The organism is Thermosynechococcus sp. HY596 (assembly GCF_030518715.1).
In the GTDB taxonomy this organism is placed as follows: domain Bacteria; phylum Cyanobacteriota; class Cyanobacteriia; order Thermosynechococcales; family Thermosynechococcaceae; genus Thermosynechococcus.
Genome location: NZ_CP130346.1, coordinates 2018359 through 2037232 on the forward strand (window position 1 = coordinate 2018359; position 18874 = coordinate 2037232).

Below are 18874 nucleotides of genomic sequence, written 5' to 3' on the forward strand. Positions count from 1 at the left end.
TTTTGACCTAAGTCAAGGCGCTACCCCCCACGCCGCAGCTACCTTAAGTCTCAATAGCTGCCGAGAGGAAGTGTCTATGGCAAACGTCCCCTTCAATATTACTCAAGCAGCTCACCTAGAGCGAGGGTGGCACTTGCGGCTGCCCGCTTGGTTAGTGCTAGTCTGTGTCATTACCTTTAGTGTGCTGCTGACAGCAGGCGCCGTTATTTACCGGCATGCCCCGCCGATACCGACAACGATTGTCTCGCCCCAACAGGAGGTGCTTTTTAGCCGTGAGAACATACAGCGAGGTCAAGAACTGTATCTGGCACGGGGCGGCCAGCACATTGGCAGCATCTGGGGTCATGGCAGTTATCTGGCTCCAGACTGGACAGCGGATGTGCTGCACCGCTGGGGTCTAGCCACCGCTGGAATTCTCTACCGCGGCGATGCGAGCTTTAGCCAAGCAGATTGGGAGGCACTCTCTGCCTCTGAGCGGGCTCAACTACAGGTGCAAGTGCAAGAGCAATTTAAGCCCAACCGTTACAATCCTGAAACAGGAGTGCTGACGCTCACCCGTGCTCAAACCCAAGGACTGCGCCACGTCTTTGAGCAGTACAAAACACTGCTATCCCAAGGTGCTGCGGCGCACTCTATTCCGCGCAACTGGTTTACTGATCCCGCGCAAATCCGCGATGTGACTGCTTTTTTTGCCTGGACCGCTTGGGCAGCAGTCGCCACTCGTCCTTTGGCGCCCTTTTCCTACACGGCGAATTTTCCCCATGATCCACTGGTGGGCAACCAACCCCCAGGGCAGTTTGTCATTTGGTCGATTGTCTCAGTCGTCGTGTTAATTGCTGCGATCGCCGGCTTTCTCGTTGTCTATCTGCTCCAAGGGGAGGATGCGGTTCAAGCGGTAACAGAGCGCCCCGCCATCCGCCTTGCCACCCCCAGCCAAAAAGTGACTACCCTTTTCTTTGGGGTGGCCATGGGTCTGTTTCTCCTGCAGATCCTCATGGGCATGGTCACTGCCCACTATGCCGTGGAAGGAGATGGATTTTATGGTGTGCCAATTCAGCAGTATCTCCCCTACGCTGCCTCACGGACATGGCACGTGCAACTGGCGGTCTTTTGGATTGCCACCTGCTGGCTGGCGGCCGGTCTATACTTTGGTCCTCGCTTTGCGCGCCATGAACCGAAGTTTCAGGCTTGGGGAAACATGGGGCTTCTGATTGCCCTCACCGTAGTGGTTCTTGGTTCCCTTGGGGGAGCTTGGGCAGCCGTTCAGGGCTATCTGGGTGCCCGGAGTTTTTGGTTGGGCCATCAGGGCTATGAGTATGTGGAGCTAGGGCGACTTTGGCAACTCTTGCTGATTGGTGGCATGGTATTTTGGTTATGGTTGATGTTTCGGGCGCTGCGACCTGCCCTTCAGGCAGAAGGGAGCAAGACAGGCCTCAACCACTTTTTCCTTTACAGCGCCATTACCATTCCCCTCTTTTATGGGGCAGGGCTGATGTACACCAACCATACCCCTCTCAGTGTGGCTGAGTATTGGCGCTGGTGGGTGGTTCATCTGTGGGTAGAGGGCTTCTTTGAGGTCTTTGCCACGGTGGCGATCGCCTACTTGTGCAGTGAACTGGGATTCCTAAGGCGCTCCGCAGCTCTGCGGGCCACTTACTTGACCACCATTCTCTACCTCGGCAGTGGTGTCATTGGCACACTCCATCACCTCTATTTTGCGGGTACACCGGTTCTGATCACTGCTTTGGGCGCTGTGGCCTCAGCGTTGGAAGTGGTTCCCTTGACCCTGATTGGGTTTGAGGTTCTGAAGTCGCTGCAGCTTTCCCAAGAAGCCCAAGGGTTCTATCGGCTACCCCTGCGATTTTTCATTGCTACCTGCTTTTGGAATTTGCTGGGGGCAGGGGTTTTTGGTTTTCTAATCAATCCACCGATAGTTCTCTACTATTCCCAAGGACTGAATACGACGCCAATTCATGCCCATGCCGCCCTCTACGGCGTATACGGCTCGCTGGCGATCGCCTTAATGCTCTTTGTGCTGCGGGAAATCACCCCGGAAACTGCTTGGGATGAAAAGACCTTCAACTGGGCATTTTGGTGGCTCAACGGTGGCTTGGTGGGCATGCTGGTGCTCGGTCTGATTCCCAATGGCTTCTATCAGCTGGTGCAATCCATTAACCACGGTACTTGGTATGCCCGCAGTGGAGCCGTCATTCACTCCCCTTGGATGGAATGGACCGTCTGGCTGCGGATTCCTGGGGATGTCATCTTTGCCGTTGGTGCCGGACTGCTCATCTATGGCGTAGGACGCGCCCTCTGGGGGATTTGGCGGCAACCCAGTGTTGCGGCCTCCCTCGACCTTACCCCCTAGATTCTCTCTCCACCTTGCATTTGGAGGCCTGACCATGACATCTTTACAACTGACGGATACGGTGGGTGCCCTTGTGCGGGATTACCCTTCCTTAGCGGCCTTGTTTGAGACGGCAGAGATTGATTACTGCTGTGGCGGTCGGCAAACCCTTGCTGAAGCCTGTGCCCAGCGGGGCATCGATGCCCAAACCTTCCTTAAGGAGCTAGAAGCTGCCATAGAAACTGCTCCTGAGCCGGCGATCGCTGACCTTTCACTGACCGCCCTCGTTGACCACATTGAAACAGTGCACCATGCCTACTTGCAGCGGGAACTCCCCCGCCTCGAGGCGCAGGCGGAGAAGGTGGCGGCCGTTCACGGCTCGCGGGATGCCCGTCTCCAGCAACTGCACGCAACCGTAGTGGCCTTGGCCGCAGAGCTAAAAACCCACCTCCAAAAAGAGGAGCAAGTTCTGTTCCCCAGGCTGCGGCAGTTGGAGAAAAGCTATGATCAGGCAGTCGATGTCTTGATCCCAGCTGCGATTGATTGTATGCAACGGGAGCATACAGAGACAGGCGTAGCCCTCACCCAGTTGCGGCGCCTGAGCGATGGTTTTACGCCGCCTGAGTGGGCCTGCAATACGTACCGCGTGCTTTTGGCAGGGCTGTTGAGCCTTGAGAAAGACTTGCACCAACATATCCACAAGGAAAACAATCTCCTGTTTCCCAAGGCGATCGCCCTCCTTGAAGCCAAGCGTCTAGCCTGTGCGTCGTGATGTTATTCAAACTCCTAGTGATTCTCCATACCCTCGGCGCAACTGTATGGGTGGGCGGGCACCTTGTTCTTGCCCTAACCGTTCTACCCAAGGCCCTTAGGCAGCAGGATGCAACGCCTATCCAGCAGTTTGAGCAGCCTTTTGAAAGGTTGGGTCTGGGGGCATTATTGCTGCAGGTGCTGACGGGTATTGCCCTAACCCTCATTTATTTTCCCGGCGGGGTGGGATTTTGGCCACCGCAGTCTGTGGTCTCCCAATATGTTCTCGTGAAGTTGGGACTGTTGCTGGCAACCCTTGCCCTCGCTGTACAGGCCCGCTGGTTCATTTTGCCCAAGCTGACAGCAGAAACACTGCCCCGGCTGGGGTTTCACATTATGGGGGTCACCGTTCTGGCTGTTCTGTTGACTATTTTTGGTGTTGGTATTCGTCTAGGGGGATTGGTTTAGCGGAGGATGCAATTATGACCATTTCAGAGCCATCAGCGGTTGCGGAAACTGCATCAGCAGCAAGGAGGGGAACACCTTGGTACGTGCCCACCTTCTCCCCAGAACATGGGGTTTATGTGATGTTGATTGTGGCGTTTCTCACGGGGGCAGCAGCAGCGCAGCACTGGAGTTGGAGAACCACGCTGGCTCTGGTGACTGCCTTTAGTGCCTTTCAGGCGGAGCATCCCTTAACACTACAAATCAAGCAGCGGCGAAGTTGGAAACCCCGTTGCCTGGTGTGGGGAGGCGTCTACAGTGCCCTTGCCCTTGGCCTTGCTTTTTATCTTTACCTTGAGGTGCCACGGTTACTTTGGATTTACCTAGGGGCGATCGCCATTTTTGTGATTGATAGTATTGCTGTGTTTTATCGTCAACGCAAAGCCATCTGGAACGAGTTACTCACCTTTGCAGGGGTCTGCTTGGTGGCTCCCCTAACGGAGATGGCCACAACTGGAGAGGCCTCTTTCCTGTCTGTTGGATTATGGCTGTTGAATACCCTTTTCTTTGGCAGTGCGATTTTTGCTGTGAAGCTGCGTAAGCACAAAACCGCCTTTTGGCTCCCTGGTTTGATTTATCACAGTGTTGCCGCTCTCCTCATTGGTCTTTTGTGGTGGCTAGGGTGGTTGCCCCCCTTGGCAGCGGCGGCCTTTGCCATTGCACTGCTCAAGTTTGGTCTCATTGTTTGGCAAGCCAACTGGTACAGAAACACAGCCATAAAAAACGTTGCCTTGCTGGAAACAGGCTCAGCATTTTTATTTCTCAGCCTGATCCTTGCGGCGCTATTGCCTGCCCATTTGCCTCGACCTTAGCTTTTTTAGCGGTTTTGGCCCAATGCGCGTGAGGATTCAAAGCTGTGGAGAGCCATGCCAACAATCCCCAAAGCTTTAGCCCTTAATGGGAGTAGGAACTACTGTCCGAGGTAAGCGGTCAGAACCTCAGGATTGGTTTGAATCTCACTGGGGGAACCATCCGCCAGATTTTTCCCCTCTGCTAAGACCCAGATGTGCTGACACAGGGACATGACTACGTCCATATTGTGTTCAATAATCAAAAATGTCACGCCCTGTTGGTTCCACCGCACAATGTGCTCACAAATTTGATGGATCAAGGTGGGGTTAACACCTGCTGCTGGCTCATCGAGGAGCACCATGCGGGGATGGTGCATCATCACCCGTGCCATTTCTAAAAGTTTGCGTTGCCCTCCCGACAAGGCGCCAGCGTAGTCATTGGCCTTAGCGGTTAACCCCACAGACTCCAAAATCTCCCACGCCCGTTGCCGCAGCTTTTGTTCCTCTTGACGAATGCGCAGCGGTTGTAGCCAACTATTCCAGAATTTCTCCCCTGTTTGCAGCGGCGCCGCCAAGAGCATATTTTCGAGAACCGAGAGGCGCGAGAGCACACGGGGCACTTGGAAGGTGCGCAGGAGTCCTTGGAGAGCAACTTGGTGGGTGGGCAGATGGCTAATGGGGGCACCATCAAAAATCACGCGGCCTTGGTCGGGGGTGAGGAAATTGCACAACAGGTTGAATAGGGTGGTTTTGCCCGCACCATTGGGGCCAATGAGACCGGTGATGCTGCCGCGGGCAACCCGAATTTCCACATGATCGACAGCGCGAATACCACCAAAACTTTTGCACAGCCCCGTGGCCACTAGGAGATCCGAAGGCAAGACTTGACTGACACCACTAGAGACGGGCGCAAGAGAAGATTCATCGACCAAGGCTGAGTTCCTCCTTTTTGCCCAAAATACCTTGGGGTCGCCACATCATCAAGATAATGAGGACAAGGCCAATGAGCATCATCCGCAAGGCCTCTAGGCGACCGCCATCAAGGGGAATAAAGCGGGTCAGGGCAGTGTAGGCCCAAAAGAGGGCAGCGCCGAGGAGGGTACCCATGTTATTGCCTGCGCCCCCCAAAACCACAATGGTCCACGCCTGAAATGTAATCAGGGATACAAAGCCGTCGGGGTTAATAAAGGTCAGCTGCCACGCATAAAACGACCCGGCCACCGCCGCGATCGCCCCCCCCAGAAGGAAGGATTGCATTTTGTAGGCAAAGACATTTTTACCCAAGGCCTTGGCCACTTCTTCATCCTCACGGATGGCTTTGAGCACCCGTCCCCAAGGAGAACGGATCAAACGCTCCAACTGCCACACCACCAAAGCAAGCACCAATACCAGCAGCCACAACAACCCAGCGCGGTAGCTAAAGGCCCACAGACCAAGGGTTAGAGCTTTGACCACCAGACCCACCAAAGCAGCGGCCAAGGTATTCAGGACAATGGGAACCACGGCTCGTTTTTCTGGATGGCAATAATAGCTCACAAGGGCGATCGCCCCACCCAGCGTCACCAGTGTCAACCCAAGAGGAAAAAGGGCAATTCCCCGGCCTAAGCTCAAGGGGAGCAACGTTGCCCAAAGGTTGAGGGTACCGGTTATCAGCAGGGCCGCATAGCTAGGGAGTAACCAGCGGGGATGCGATCGCCCATACTGCCGCTGTAGCCATTGCCACCACTGCCATGCAGCCGCCCCCACCACAGCCCAAAAAAGAGCAATCATCCCCAGTTTGGTCAGCAGATTGGGATTGAACTGAGCAAGGGGCAGCGGAAACCCATACACCCCCCGACCGCCTCGGGTTAGCCAATCCTCATTGAGGGCAATCAAGCGGACAATTTCCGCCATGCCGATCGTCACAATCGCGAGGTAATCTTCCCGCAGCCGCAGCGTCGCAATCCCCATTAAAAAGCCTAGTCCCATCGCCAGCACCACGCCAGCAAGGACAGCAAAGAACATGGGGACGCCAGCAATCCCCAACAAAATCGTGGTGTAGGAACCAATGGCCAAAAAGCCAACATGGCCAAAGTTAATTAGCCCCGTATAGCCCCAGTGCAAATTCAGCCCCAAGCTAAAAAGGGCAAAGGTGGCAGTAAAGATACCAAGGGAAATGAGATAGCCAACCATTTAGATCATCGAAGTTAAGGGCGAGACAGTTGCGCTGCGCTGTTGCGATCGCGCCAGTGGATGAAGGAATCAAAATGAGTATATTTTATACACCTGCCTAGCGATAACCATAGAACCGAGTGGCAAAGTTTTGCGATCGCGTCGGGGACAGTTGACGCGCTTTCAAAATCGCGGCGGTGAGAAATACATAGGCCAAAATCCCCACCACTGCCAAACCCATCGGACCAAAACGGGCGGCAGCCGTATTCCAAAGGGCATGCAGAAAGGCCGCTAGACCTAGGCCAACCATTAAAATCAAGGGCGCTCGATGGGGGCGCAATACGCTCAATCCCACACAATAGCCCAAGTAGCCCGTGTAGGCCATGTGCCCCGTTAGGGATCCCAAGACCCGGGGAATCAGCACTTGCAGACCAGCTAAATTACCAAATTGACCGGCAATACTAGGGACATACTGCCCAAGGGTTTCTGTCCACGTAAAACCAAGGCCGGCAGCCGCTCCCAAGAGAATACCATCGAGGGGTTCCCATACGCCCACCTTTTGTTTCCACGGACTCGGCAGCCATCGCCCTAAGCCATAGGCTACGATAATGGGTAACGCCTTGAGTAGCTCTTCCATTAACCCGGCACCAATGAAGTTGCGGCTGAATAACACCCAAAATGAGGGATGGGGCGGATGCAGTTGGCCGGGTAAAACGGTGCGAAAGACATAGATCATCGCTGGCAAAATTGGGCTTTGCAGAATCAAAATTTCCAGCGTCAACGTGCCCAGTAGAACCCATGCGGGTTTGCGTTTGCCACAGAGTTGATAGATGAAGTAATAGGCAGCACTGCCCAAATAGAGCGCCAAGATGACTTTGAAGGCATCGGGGGAGCCAGCAGTGGCAAAAAGGAGGATAACCGCAACAACCGTGACAATCCCCGGTACCAGATAGGCTTTGCGTACCCAGTCGGGATGAATGGCAAAAATGGGTAGGAGTTGGGTGAGGGTGAGGGGTTGATCGGGCTGGGTGCTTACGACTTCAGTGAGGGGAAGATATTCTAGGACAAATTCAGGCCCTTGGCGCCCCAATTGAATGCGATCGCCCGCCTTGAGCACAGTTGATGTTTCCACTCGCTGTTGATTGACATAGGTGCCATTGACACTGCCGAGGTCAGCGATCGCCCACACGGGAATACTGCCACGCTTTTGACAGGTGAGTTGGGCATGGTGGCGGGAAACAGAAGTATAGATGTGAGCGTCAAGGACAATGTGGCAGGTAGCGGGGTCACGACCAATAATGGTCACATCCTCCTGAGACAGCCAAAACTGCCCCACTTCAGGGGAAACTTGCCGCAGCACACCCGCATACTTCAGCGTTGGATGGAGGGGGGAGCGATCGCGATTCATTAGTACCCGTATCAACTGCAAGGGGGACGATGAGACTTTCAAAGTCCTAGCCACTCAGCACTCACACCCACTATACACTGAGGACTTGAGACCGCCTTTGCGCAAAGGGGCGATCGCGAGGGGAAACCATGGTTGTCCATCCTCAGCAGAGGGTGACTTTGGGGGCAGGAGTTGACAAAGGGCAGCATTTTGCGCAATGATAAAGTTCTGCTAGTTCGGGGCTATAGCTCAGTTGGTAGAGCACTTCAATGGCATTGAAGGGGTCAGCGGTTCGAATCCGCTTAGCTCCAGTGGAAACGCAAACCATGCTTTTTGTTAGGCCGAGGGGTGCAGTCAGTATAGGCTGTCACTCCAAATCAGCACCGCAATGAACCATGGCACTCGCAAAGGAAACCGAACGGGCGATCGCATCCACCCGCAACAAGGAGCGTTTAATCCTCCCTTCCAGACCGACCCACCGGCCGACCAGTTGTCCATGGGGCGAAATTGAGGTTTGACTTCCATGTTGGCGAGCGATGAGAACAATGACAAAATCCAGACAGCGGGTGGTGGATTACGGTGAGGTTCTGACACCGCCGCCCATCGTCAACGCCATGCTCGATCTGGTCAAGCAGGAGACCGAGCGGGTTGATTCGCGCTTTCTTGAGCCGGCCTGTGGCACAGGGAATTTTCTGGTCGAGATTCTGAACCGAAAACTGCGCGTGGTGGAAGCGCGCTATGCCAAAAGTCAACTGGAGTACGAGCGCTACGCCATCCTTGCCGTGTCGTCCATCTATGGCATCGACATTCTGGAAGACAACGCTGCGGAATGCCGGCAACGCCTGTTTGCCGTGTTTGACGAAGCCTACACGCGGCTTTTCAAAGACAAGATCAAAGCGTCCTGCCGGGAAACGGTGCGCTATATCCTCAGCAAAAACATCGTCCACGGCGACGCGCTGACCTTGAAAACCGCAGGGGCCAACCCCCAGCCGATTATTTTCCCAGAGTGGTCACTGGTGAGTGGCAGCCTGCTCAAGCGGCGGGACTTTGCCTTCCATGAACTAGTGAACCATGGGGCGATGCGGGAGTTGCCGCTCTTTTCGGATGCCGGCGAGGAGGTGTTCATCCCTGAACCGGTCAAAGACTACCCGCCGGTGCATTTTCTGGAGGTGGCCCATGCCTACGATGAGTAGCCACAACCCGGACGTGCTCTTGTGCCTGGCCAACCTCTCCAGCGACGAGGTCTTCACCCCGCCGGCGCTGGCTAACCAGATGCTGGATCTGCTGCCGTCTGAACTCTGGAGTAACCCCGACGCCCGTTTTCTTGACCCGGCCTGCAAGTCCGGCGTGTTCCTTCGCGAAATCGCGAAGCGGCTCGACAAGGGCCTGGAGAACCACATTCCTGACCGCCAAGCGCGCATCAACCACATCATGAAGCACCAGCTCTTCGGCATCGCCATTACGGAACTGACGGCGCTCATCGCGCGGCGCACCCTCTACTGCTCCAAGACCGCCAACGGCAAATACTCCATTTGCACCGCCTTTAACACCGAAGAAGGCAACATCCGCTACCGGCGCACTGAACACACATGGCGAAACGGACGCTGCGTCTTCTGCGGTGCAAGTGAAGAAAACTATGCCCGCGGCGAGGAACTGGAAACCCACGCCTACGAGTTCATCCACACCGAAAACCCACTCCGTCTTTTCGACGAGCACAGCGAGCCATGTCATTTCGACGAGCACAGCGAGCCATGTCATTTCGACGAGCACAACGAGCCATGTCATTTCGACGAGCACAACGAGCCATGTCATTTCGACGAGCACAGCGAGGAGAAATCGATGAAATTCGATGTCATCATCGGCAATCCGCCGTATCAGTTGAGCGATGGGGGGTTTGGCAGAAGCGCGACGCCCATTTACAACAAGTTTGTCCATCAAGCAAAGAAACTGAATCCACGTTACTTGGTGATGATCATCCCTTCCCGCTGGTTTGCAGGCGGTAAGGGCTTGGATTCCTTCCGAGCCGAGATGCTTGGCGATGATCGCATCCGAAAACTGGTGGATTTCGAGGATGCGTCAGAGGTCTTCCCTGGCGTAGACATTGCCGGCGGGGTGTGTTATTTCCTTTGGGAGCGGGACGCGCGTGGGCCTTGCAAAGTGACCAATGTGCATCAAGGGGAGAAGGTCGTTTCGATACGGAAACTCGATGAATTCCCAACCTTCATCCGCCATAGTCAGGCCGTGTTTATTGTGAGAAAAGTACTCGCTAAGCAAGAAAGAAGGATGAGCGAACAGGTGTCAAGCAGAAAACCTTTTGGATTACCTACCAATGCTCGCCCTCAAGAATCTGGCGACCTCATCCTGCGCTGGCAAAACGGCGAAGGACCGTACAAAAGGGAGGACATAACCGTTGGCGTGGAAATGATCGACAAATGGAAAGTTATTACATCCTACGTGGGCTATGACCATGCCGGAAATCCCGGAACAGACGGAAGGAGAAGGGTTTTTTCCAAAATAGACATACTACCCCCGAGAACCATCTGCACAGAAACGTATCTGGTCATTGGAGCTTATGATTCCCAAAAGCAGGCTGAACATTTGGCGGCCTATATGAAGACGCGGTTCTTTCGTTTCTTGGTATCGCAGTTCATGTATTCGCATCACATTACAAAGGATGCCTACGCCTTCGTGCCCATCCTCGACATGAACACCGAATGGACCGATGAAAAGCTCTACAAGCGATACGGGCTTACGGAAGAAGAAATTGCCTTTATCGAGTCGAAAATTCGCCCGATGGAGGCTGGTGATGCCTGACACCTGCTTCCCGTTGCGCCGGAAGGAATAGAACATGTCATTTCGCAGGAGCGAAGCGACCTTGTCATTTCGCAGAAGCGCAGCAACGCTGTCATTTCGCAGGAGCGCAGCGACGCTGTCATTTCGCAGGAGCGCAGCGACTGAGAAATCCTTCTCCCCATTGTGGGATGAGGATTTCTCGCTTCGCTCGAAATGACACTTGCTACGCTCGAAATGACGCACGCACGGCTCGAATGGAACATCGCCGTTTCGCAGGAGCGCAGCGACGCTGTCATTTCGAAGGAGCGAAGCGACTGAGAAATCCTACCCATCATGGCATGACGATTTCTCGCTTCGCTCGAAATGACGCACGCACGGCTCGAATGGCGCAACACACCCTTATCATTGCGCAGGAGCACAGCGACCATGTCATTTCGAAGGAGCGAGGCGACCTTGTCATTTCGAAGGAGCGCAGCGACTGAGAAATCCTACCCATTATGGCATGACGATTTCTCGCTTCGCTCGAAGTGACACTTGCGGCGCGCGAATGCGCACACTGCGATCGAACCCACAAGGATGAACCTCTCTTGAAATCACAAAGTAAGGAGCGCTCATGAAAAGAGACTATCACTTCTACGTCTACATCCTTACTAACTGGAATAACAAAGTCATGTATGTTGGTATGACAAACAACCTTGAACGCCGAATATACGAACACAAAAACAAACTGGTGGATGGCTTTACCAAAAAATACAACGTGAACAAACTTGTGTATTACGAGCACACAACTGACGTCTACGCCGCGATCGCCAGAGAAAAACAAATCAAAAAATGGCGGCGAGAAAAAAAGAACCAATTGGTTATGACCACGAACCCCGAGTGGAAGGACTTGAGTTTGGAATGGGAAGCAACACCGAAGGAGCAAGGCAACACCGCTATTTCGAAAGAGCAATAGCAACCATGTCATTCCGAAAGAGCGCAGCGACCTTGTCATTTCGAAGGAGCGCAGCAACCATGTCATTTCGAAGGAGCGCAGCGACTGAGAAATCCTACCCATCATGGCATGACGATTTCTCGCTTCGCTCGAAATGACGCACGCACGGCTCGAATGGCGCAACACACCCTTGTCATTGCGCAGGAGCACAGCAACCTTGTCATTTCGAAAGAGCGCAGCGACCTTGTCATTTCGAAAGAGCACAGCAACCTTGTCATTTCGAAGGAGCGCAGCGACTGAGAAATCCTACCCATCATGGCATGACGATTTCTCGCTTCGCTCGAAATGACGCACGCACGGCTCGAATGGCGCAACACACCCTTGTCATTGCGCAGGAGCACAGCAACCTTGTCATTGCGCAGGAGCACAGCAACCTTGTCATTTCGAAAGAGCGCAGCAACCTTGTCATTTCGAAGGAGCGCAGCGACTGAGAAATCTTGCCTAGAGTGTGAGGATTTCTCGCTTTGGTCGAAATGACGTACGCTGTGCTTGGAATGAGAATTGCTAAGATGAAACCATGACAAAAGATTTTTTCCCGCCCCGACCCAAAATCGAGCCGAAAATCTACGCCTACGAGGACACCAACCCGCAGTATGCGGGTCTGCTCAAGATCGGCTACACCACGAAGAGCGTGCAGGAGCGGGTGGCGCAGCAGTATCCCACGCTCCGTCCTGGCGAGAAGCCCTATCGCATCGTGCTGGAGGAGCCGGCCATTCGCAACGACGGCACGGGGTTCACCGACCACGATGTGCACCGCATGTTGCGCATCAATGGCGTTCAGCAGGCCGGCGGCGAGTGGTTCCGCTGCACCGTGGAGCAGGTGAAAGCGGCCATCAACGCCGTACGGCATGGGCAACTCTTTGAGGAGCAGCGATCGCTGAGTTTCGGCTTGCGTCCCGAGCAGGAAGCCGCGATTCAAAAAACCGTCGCCTATTTCCAGACCTGCCGCCGGGAAAGCGACAAGCCGCCCCATTTCCTCTGGAACTGCAAGATGCGCTTTGGCAAGACCTTTGCCGCCTACCAACTGGCCAAGCGCATGGGCTGGAAAAAGATGCTGGTGCTCACCTTCAAGCCGGCAGTGCAAAGCGCTTGGGAAGAAGACTTGCGCTGTCACGTGGATTTTCAGGGCTGGCAATTCATCAAACCCGGCGGCCTCACCTACGAACAGGCGGACAAGAACAGACCCATCGTCTGCTTCGGTTCCTTTCAGGATTATCTGGGTCGCAATCCGAGCACCGGCGGGATTAAAACCAAGAATGAATGGGTGCATACCACACACTGGGACTGCGTGATGTTCGATGAATATCACTTCGGCGCTTGGCGGGAGAAAGCTAAAGACCTTTTTGAATCCGAAGACGAACAGGAAAGAAAAGCGGCGGAAGGTGAAGCCATCGACTACTTTGATGAAGACATTTTGCCCATCACCGCGGATCACTATCTGTATCTTTCCGGCACACCGTTCCGAGCCATTGCCACCGGCGAATTCATCGAAGAGCAGATCTACAACTGGACCTATTCCGACGAACAGCGAGCCAAAGCCGAATGGCAAGGGTCTTCCGAAGACAACCCCTATCGCGCTTTGCCACGTATGGTGCTTTTGACCTATCAACTGCCAGATGCCATCCGCGACGTGGCGATGAAGGGCGAGTTTAACGAGTTCGACCTAAATGTCTTCTTCTCGGCAGAAGGCGTCGGCGAGCAGGCGCGGTTCAAGTATGAAGAGGAAGTCCAGAAGTGGCTCGATCTGATTCGGGGCGCCTATCTCCCCACGAGTGGAGACAACTTAAAACTGGGTGCGCAGAAACCGCCGCTGCCTTTCTCGGATGTGCGGCTGTTGAATGTGCTCTCGCACACCCTGTGGTTCTTGCCCAGCGTTGCCTCTTGCTACGCTATGCAGAATCTGCTGGCAAAGAGCCAAAATAAATTCTACTACGATTACAAAGTCATCGTTGCTGCCGGTGCAGCCGCGGGTATTGGGGTCAATGCGTTACCGCCAGTTCTGGAGGCAATGGGCGATCCGCTGAAGAGCAAAACCATCACCCTCACCTGCGGCAAGCTCACCACCGGCGTGACGGTGCGCCCCTGGACGGGTATTTTCATGCTGCGCAACACCTCCAGCCCGGAGACCTACTTTCAGGCCGCCTTTCGCGTGCAAAGCCCTTGGACCATCAGAAATCCCGACGGTGTTTCGCCCAATGAGGAGCTGATCCTCAAAGAGGAGTGCTACGTCTTCGATTTTGCACCGGATCGGGCCTTGCGCCAGATTGCCGACTACAGTTGCCGCCTCAACGTCAACGGGGAAGACCCAGAAAAGAAGGTGGCAGAATTTATCCAATTTTTGCCGGTGTTGGCCTACGACGGCAGTTCCATGAGGCAGATTGACGCCGCCGGTGTGCTCGATATGGCCATGGCCGGTACCACGGCAACCCTGTTGGCCCGCCGCTGGGAAAGCGCGCTACTGGTGAACGTGGACGACGACACCCTGCGGCGGTTGATGAACAATAAAGAGGCGATGCAGGCTCTCATGCGCATCGAGGGGTTTCGCAATCTCAATCAGGAGATCGAAACCATCATCAACAAATCTGAAGCGGTCAAGAAGGCGAAGAAAGAGGCAAATGACCAGAAACTTTCCTCTCAAGAGAAAAAGCAGCTCACGGAAGAAGAAAAGGAATTCAAGAGCAAGCGCAAGCAAATTCAGGAAAAACTTATCAAACTTGCCACCCGCATCCCCATTTTCATGTACCTGACCGATTACCGAGAACGAACCCTGCGGGATGTGATCACGCAACTGGAGCCTGGGTTGTTCAAGAAGGTCACAGGGTTGACGGTCAAAGACTTTGAACTGCTCGTCAGCTTGGGGGTATTCAACAGTGCTCTGATGAACGATGCGGTGTATAAGTTCAAAAGATATGAAGACCCGAGCTTGGCCTATACAGGGATCAATAAGCATGAAGGGGAAGACATCGGCTTGTATGATACCGTCCTCCGTCGCGGAAACTGCCCCTCATCCCTGCCCGAAGTAAGCATTTAGAGGGATTGATTCAGAATTGAGCGCTTGCTGGCGCAGTTCGAATACCACATCAAGCTCTATGAGACGCTCTTTATCCAGCACATGATGAATGCCCTGCGCCCCGCTGAGCGCGCCGCTGTGGTACTCAAGGAAGGGCTGCTGTTTGACTCCATTTGACTCCAAGAAGATGCTGCGCCATATCTGCTGCAAGCTTGTGGAGCAGTTCGAGATCCTAGCGGTCATCAGCCTGCCCAACGGCGTCGTGGGCAACGATAGACCAGATTCGCGCCACCGACTACAACCCGACCGCACGCCGCTACTGCCGGCACCAAGCCGAGGCCGTCGAGCACGAAAAGCCGGAGGTGCTCATCAATCGCCTGCTGGAGCTAGAGGAGGAAATATACTGAAGACCTGCGCCAGCTTCTGGCGATGGTATCGAGAAATAATTTTGTCAGCAGTTCACAACGCTCGATAAATGCTTAATGATAAATGCTTAATAAATTAGCCTAGTCATGAGGAGGTGCGCACCATGAACGGGAAAACTTCACTATTGACCCTGATTTTAGAAGGCAGGTTTGTCCGCTCAGGTCGAATAGCTGTTTCACAGCTTTCAGAGCTTTTGTCGAGCCTTCAAAAAGTCTTTTACCGAACAGGCCAAGTGCTCTTAGGCGAAACCGATAGTATTCGCAAAGGACCCAAGTCGAAACAGCTCAAGCAGCTTCTGGAATTAGACCTTATTGAGATTAACCACGGAAGCCCATCAACCCTACTCCGCTTCGACAGGCGAGCTGAACCAAGCTTGTTCCCCGAAGAGGATTTTTTACTTCACATCTTAGAGACTGCTCTTACAGGCATACGCGAAGTCCAAGAGCCGGCTGATGTCCTTCCTCGTGGATTTGATCGGGGAGTCTTACTTGCATGGCGTGATGTCGGCAGGCTTTTCCAGAAAGAAGTATATTCAATAACTTTTGAACTCAATCATCGTCCAAGTCCGCTACGGGTTCAGTACACCCCCCAAGCGTTCCAGGTAATCCAGCAGCGGATTCAGGGACCCAAAACTCACCTCACCACCATTGAAGGCCGCTTGCTTATGGCGGACTTCAAAGAAGAAGGTATGCGGTTACGGGTTCATCCTCCTGTTGGTGATCCAGTCGTATGCGTGTTCGATGAGGAGCAAAAGGAAGAGGTACTTGAGAATCTTCTGCGTCGCGTCCGCATAATCGGTGAAGCACTCAGCGATCCTGAGACCGGCAAGATTAACCGAGTGCGTATCCACGACATCGAACCTTTAGAGGAACTCACGGAGGCGATAGAGGAAATTCCGCTCGCTCCAGCAGAAGTTTATGATTTCTGGACTTCAAGGACACTGGAAGAACTTGCCCAAATGCAGGGCGTCCAGCCTGTAGCTAATCTTGCTACTTTATATGGCACTTGGCCCGGCGAACGCAACGATGGCTTTGAGGAGTTTATTCAAGAATTGCGACAAGGCAATGTCATCGGGAGGCATGGCTCGTGACATCCGCCTATCTGCTCTTGGATACTAACATTCTCTCGTACATCATGAAAGGTGCGCCAGAGGCGAGGCTTTATGAGAATCATCTCTTCGGCACAACCTTGGCGATTTCCTTCATCACTGTTGGCGAACTTTGGGCAGGGGCAGAATACGCTGGGTGGGGAGAGCAGAAGCGAAAGAAGCTTGAGAGCGTGCTCCGTAACTTTGTGGTGATTCCTTATGACTACGAAATCGCAAAAAGGTACGGCGAGATTGTTGCAGGACGAAAGCGTATCGGTAAGCCGATTTCCTTTGCCGATGCTTGGATCGCTGCTTGTGCGCTGTGCTATCAGGTGCCGCTCGTTACTCATAACGAGAAAGACTTCCAGAATATACCCAACCTTTCCGTAATCACACAGCAAGGTGGTCAGACACCATGACCACGTTTGCCATCACAGTATTCGGCTGAGTCAATACTGTTTGCCGGCGTTAGGGATCGTTGTTGATGATGGATAATGCACCAATTCATCCGAAAAGGGCGATTCAGGCAGTGGTGAAAGCAGCGGGTCACGAAGTGTTATTCTGGCGCAGTAGTCGCAGTAGTTTTTGCCAATGCTCTGGCAGAGGGGCGATCGCCACGATCTCCTCACCTGTACGTGGATGCTGCAACTGTAAGCGATAGGCATGGAGCGCTTGGCCGGGCAGTTTTACTTTTAGCGGTGCACCGCGGCCATAGACAGGATCCCCCAACAGCGGCCAACCAAGGTGAGCAGCATGAACGCGGATTTGATGGGTGCGACCGGTTTCAAGGCGAAACTCCACAAGGGCACAGTGGCGGAAGCGCTCCTGCACGTACCAGTGGGTAATTGCTGTGCGGCCTTTTTCAGGGGGCACCACCGCCATCTTTTTGCGATCTACCGGGTGACGACCAATGGGCGCAATGACGGTTCCAGTGTCCTCAGGGGGTTGACCATAGACAACACCAAGGTAGTGGCGCTGCATTTGCCGTGCTTTCAATTGCTGTTGCAGATGGTGTAGGGCAAACTCCGTTTTGGCAACAACCATCACCCCAGAGGTGTCTTTGTCTAGGCGATGCACAATCCCCGGTCGCTGGACACCACCAATGCCTGTCAACTCAGGGCAATGGGCTAACAGACCATGAACCAGGGTGCCGTGGCGATGACCGGGGGCAGGATGCACCACTAGATCCACGGGTTTATTGAGAATTAGTAACTCATCATCCTCATAGAGGATACTCAGGGGTAGGGGTTCAGGGATTAAATCCAATGGCTCTGGCTCAGGGAGCACCACCTCTAGTACCTCCCCACCACTGAGGGGCTGATTTTTGCGATCGCACACTTGGCCATTCATACGCACATGTCCCTGTTGGATCAGCTGCTGCCAGCGCGATCGCGAGAGTTCAGGATGCTGCTGTGCAAGAAACGTATCGAGGCGATCGCCCCCCTGTTCTACCTTGAAGATTAGGGATGTCGCCATGCCCCTCAACTACCCCAGCGTATGTCCAAGGGCTAGACCCACCACTAGCATCCCTAAGACGAGAAAGGGCTGAGCACTGGCTTGGTACTTCACATCGTTTTTCAAGGGATCTCGCAGGAAGTACATATCCTGAAAGACAATTTGGGGAATAATCAGCAAAATCAGCAGCACTGCATAAAGATTGGCATGGATCGCCATCAGGTAACCAGCTATTGCCAACTGGAAAATGTCAATCATCAGAACACAAATCCATGCGGCGGTAGTAACGCCAAACATCACCGGCAAGGAAGCCAAGCCGAGTTGGCGATCGCCCTCAACGCTTTTGAAGTCATTGACAATGGCAATACCCAAGCCCGCCAAACTGTAAATCAACGTCAAGATCACAATCGTCGGTGTCAATTCGCCAAAAAGGGCGTGACCTGCCCACCACGGTAAAGCAATGTAGCTGGCCCCTAGGGCATAATTCCCCAGCCAACCATTCTTTTTCAGCTTCAGGGGCGGTGCGGAATAAATATACGCCAAAAAGCCTCCCAGCAAAGCAATTTTGGTCACAGGGAACGTGGGATGGCCAGCCCATAGATCGAGTAGAACAGCTAGACCCAAACCTGCGACAACGAGGAAGATAATCTGCGCCCGCACTTGGTTAAGGGAAATCGCCCCTGAAGGAATGGGACGGTAGGGTTCGTTAATCGCATCAATCTCGCGATCGTAGTAATCGTTGAGCGTTTGCGTATAGCCCGCCATCAAAGGCCCCGACAGCAGCATACAGGTCGCTGCCTTGAGCACATCCTCCAGACTCCAAGTAAATCCCCCCGACGAGGCTGCACCACAGACCACGCCCCAAAGGAGGGGGATCCATGTAATCGGCTTCATTAGTTGCAGGCGAATTTTCCAGATATTGGTCTCGCCGCTTTTGGCGCCCTTCATGCCCAGCAGTTGACGTGCGGCTGCCGTTGTACTTTCTGGGGATGTTGAAGTCGTCGTTGAATCGGGGGTTTCCGTCATAGCGCTTGTTGTGCTCAGCAATCACCTCAATGATTATAGTCGTTTCACCTTCCGCCACCTAGGGGGATCATGTTGCCCTCTGGAGTGGGCAGGATGTTAAAAGTTGTCCTCGTAAATTTGCCGATCGCCCGTGGTGTAGGTCAGGATAGAAGC

General features: G+C 53.8%; 16 protein-coding genes and 1 tRNA gene. 12 read left to right on the top strand and 5 right to left on the bottom strand.

From position 1 onward, the window contains the following. The first annotated feature begins 76 nt into the window (after positions 1-76). The 4 genes from QYC28_RS09945 to QYC28_RS09960 are packed head-to-tail and all read left to right on the top strand — an operon-like array spanning position 77 to position 4413. The gene (locus QYC28_RS09945) at positions 77-2368 is read left to right on the top strand and encodes a nitric-oxide reductase large subunit (RefSeq protein ID WP_286668661.1); all 2292 of its coding nucleotides are present in this window, start codon (positions 77-79) and stop codon (positions 2366-2368) included. Positions 2369-2402: 34 nt separating this feature from the next. Further along, entirely contained in the window at positions 2403-3119 is a 717-nt protein-coding gene (gene ric, locus QYC28_RS09950; protein WP_286668662.1) for an iron-sulfur cluster repair di-iron protein, read from the top strand. Beyond that, the gene (locus QYC28_RS09955) at positions 3119-3565 is read left to right on the top strand and encodes a CopD family protein (RefSeq protein ID WP_149820435.1); all 447 of its coding nucleotides are present in this window, start codon (positions 3119-3121) and stop codon (positions 3563-3565) included. Before ric ends, QYC28_RS09955 begins: the two co-directional genes overlap by 1 nt. 14 nt (positions 3566-3579) lie before the next feature. Then, complete coding sequence (locus tag QYC28_RS09960; RefSeq protein ID WP_302679411.1) at positions 3580-4413, top strand: YwiC-like family protein; 834 nt, start codon at positions 3580-3582, stop codon at positions 4411-4413. Positions 4414-4511: 98 nt separating this feature from the next. Here the strand turns inward: QYC28_RS09960 and QYC28_RS09965 are convergent, their stop codons facing one another. From QYC28_RS09965 to QYC28_RS09975, 3 genes are all read right to left on the bottom strand, one after another. Next, a complete protein-coding gene (locus tag QYC28_RS09965; protein WP_310828575.1) occupies positions 4512-5324 on the bottom strand; it encodes an ABC transporter ATP-binding protein in 813 nt (270 codons plus the stop codon). Further along, the gene (locus QYC28_RS09970) at positions 5314-6564 is read right to left on the bottom strand and encodes a branched-chain amino acid ABC transporter permease (RefSeq protein WP_286625552.1); all 1251 of its coding nucleotides are present in this window, start codon (positions 6562-6564) and stop codon (positions 5314-5316) included. Before QYC28_RS09970 ends, QYC28_RS09965 begins: the two co-directional genes overlap by 11 nt. A gap of 97 nt (positions 6565-6661) precedes the next feature. Further along, positions 6662-7951 (bottom strand): PrsW family glutamic-type intramembrane protease, encoded by a 1290-nt coding sequence (locus QYC28_RS09975; protein ID WP_149821797.1) that lies wholly within the window; start codon positions 7949-7951, stop codon positions 6662-6664. Positions 7952-8168: 217 nt separating this feature from the next. Here QYC28_RS09975 and QYC28_RS09980 point away from each other — a divergent pair. From QYC28_RS09980 to QYC28_RS10015, 8 genes are all read left to right on the top strand, one after another. Continuing rightward, positions 8169-8241: transfer RNA gene (locus tag QYC28_RS09980), tRNA-Ala, on the top strand. A 225-nt stretch (positions 8242-8466) separates the two neighbouring features. Further along, positions 8467-9123 (top strand): DNA methyltransferase, encoded by a 657-nt coding sequence (locus QYC28_RS09985; protein ID WP_315863209.1) that lies wholly within the window; start codon positions 8467-8469, stop codon positions 9121-9123. Then, the gene (locus tag QYC28_RS09990) at positions 9107-10744 is read left to right on the top strand and encodes an Eco57I restriction-modification methylase domain-containing protein (protein WP_315863210.1); all 1638 of its coding nucleotides are present in this window, start codon (positions 9107-9109) and stop codon (positions 10742-10744) included. Before QYC28_RS09985 ends, QYC28_RS09990 begins: the two co-directional genes overlap by 17 nt. A 592-nt stretch (positions 10745-11336) precedes the next feature. Beyond that, the gene (locus tag QYC28_RS09995; protein ID WP_302678798.1) at positions 11337-11678 is read left to right on the top strand and encodes a GIY-YIG nuclease family protein; all 342 of its coding nucleotides are present in this window, start codon (positions 11337-11339) and stop codon (positions 11676-11678) included. 556 nt (positions 11679-12234) lie between these two features. Then, positions 12235-14748 carry a GIY-YIG nuclease family protein gene (locus QYC28_RS10000; protein ID WP_302679414.1) on the top strand — a complete coding sequence of 838 codons (2514 nt, stop codon included), beginning with the start codon at positions 12235-12237 and terminating at the stop codon, positions 14746-14748. 24 nt (positions 14749-14772) lie between these two features. Beyond that, positions 14773-14904 (top strand): N-6 DNA methylase, encoded by a 132-nt coding sequence (locus QYC28_RS10005; RefSeq protein WP_149820449.1) that lies wholly within the window; start codon positions 14773-14775, stop codon positions 14902-14904. A 352-nt stretch (positions 14905-15256) separates the two neighbouring features. After that, complete coding sequence (locus QYC28_RS10010) at positions 15257-16243, top strand: hypothetical protein (RefSeq protein WP_286668667.1); 987 nt, start codon at positions 15257-15259, stop codon at positions 16241-16243. Then, complete coding sequence (locus tag QYC28_RS10015) at positions 16240-16659, top strand: type II toxin-antitoxin system VapC family toxin (RefSeq protein ID WP_149820451.1); 420 nt, start codon at positions 16240-16242, stop codon at positions 16657-16659. Before QYC28_RS10010 ends, QYC28_RS10015 begins: the two co-directional genes overlap by 4 nt. A 127-nt stretch (positions 16660-16786) precedes the next feature. Here QYC28_RS10015 and QYC28_RS10025 read toward each other — a convergent pair whose 3' ends face one another. Both QYC28_RS10025 and chlG read right to left on the bottom strand, forming a co-directional pair. Beyond that, positions 16787-17716, bottom strand: coding sequence for an RluA family pseudouridine synthase (locus QYC28_RS10025; RefSeq protein ID WP_302679415.1), 930 nt, complete (start codon positions 17714-17716; stop codon positions 16787-16789). A gap of 9 nt (positions 17717-17725) precedes the next feature. Further along, the gene (gene chlG / locus QYC28_RS10030; protein WP_149820455.1) at positions 17726-18721 is read right to left on the bottom strand and encodes a chlorophyll synthase ChlG; all 996 of its coding nucleotides are present in this window, start codon (positions 18719-18721) and stop codon (positions 17726-17728) included. Positions 18722-18874: the final 153 nt, after the last annotated feature.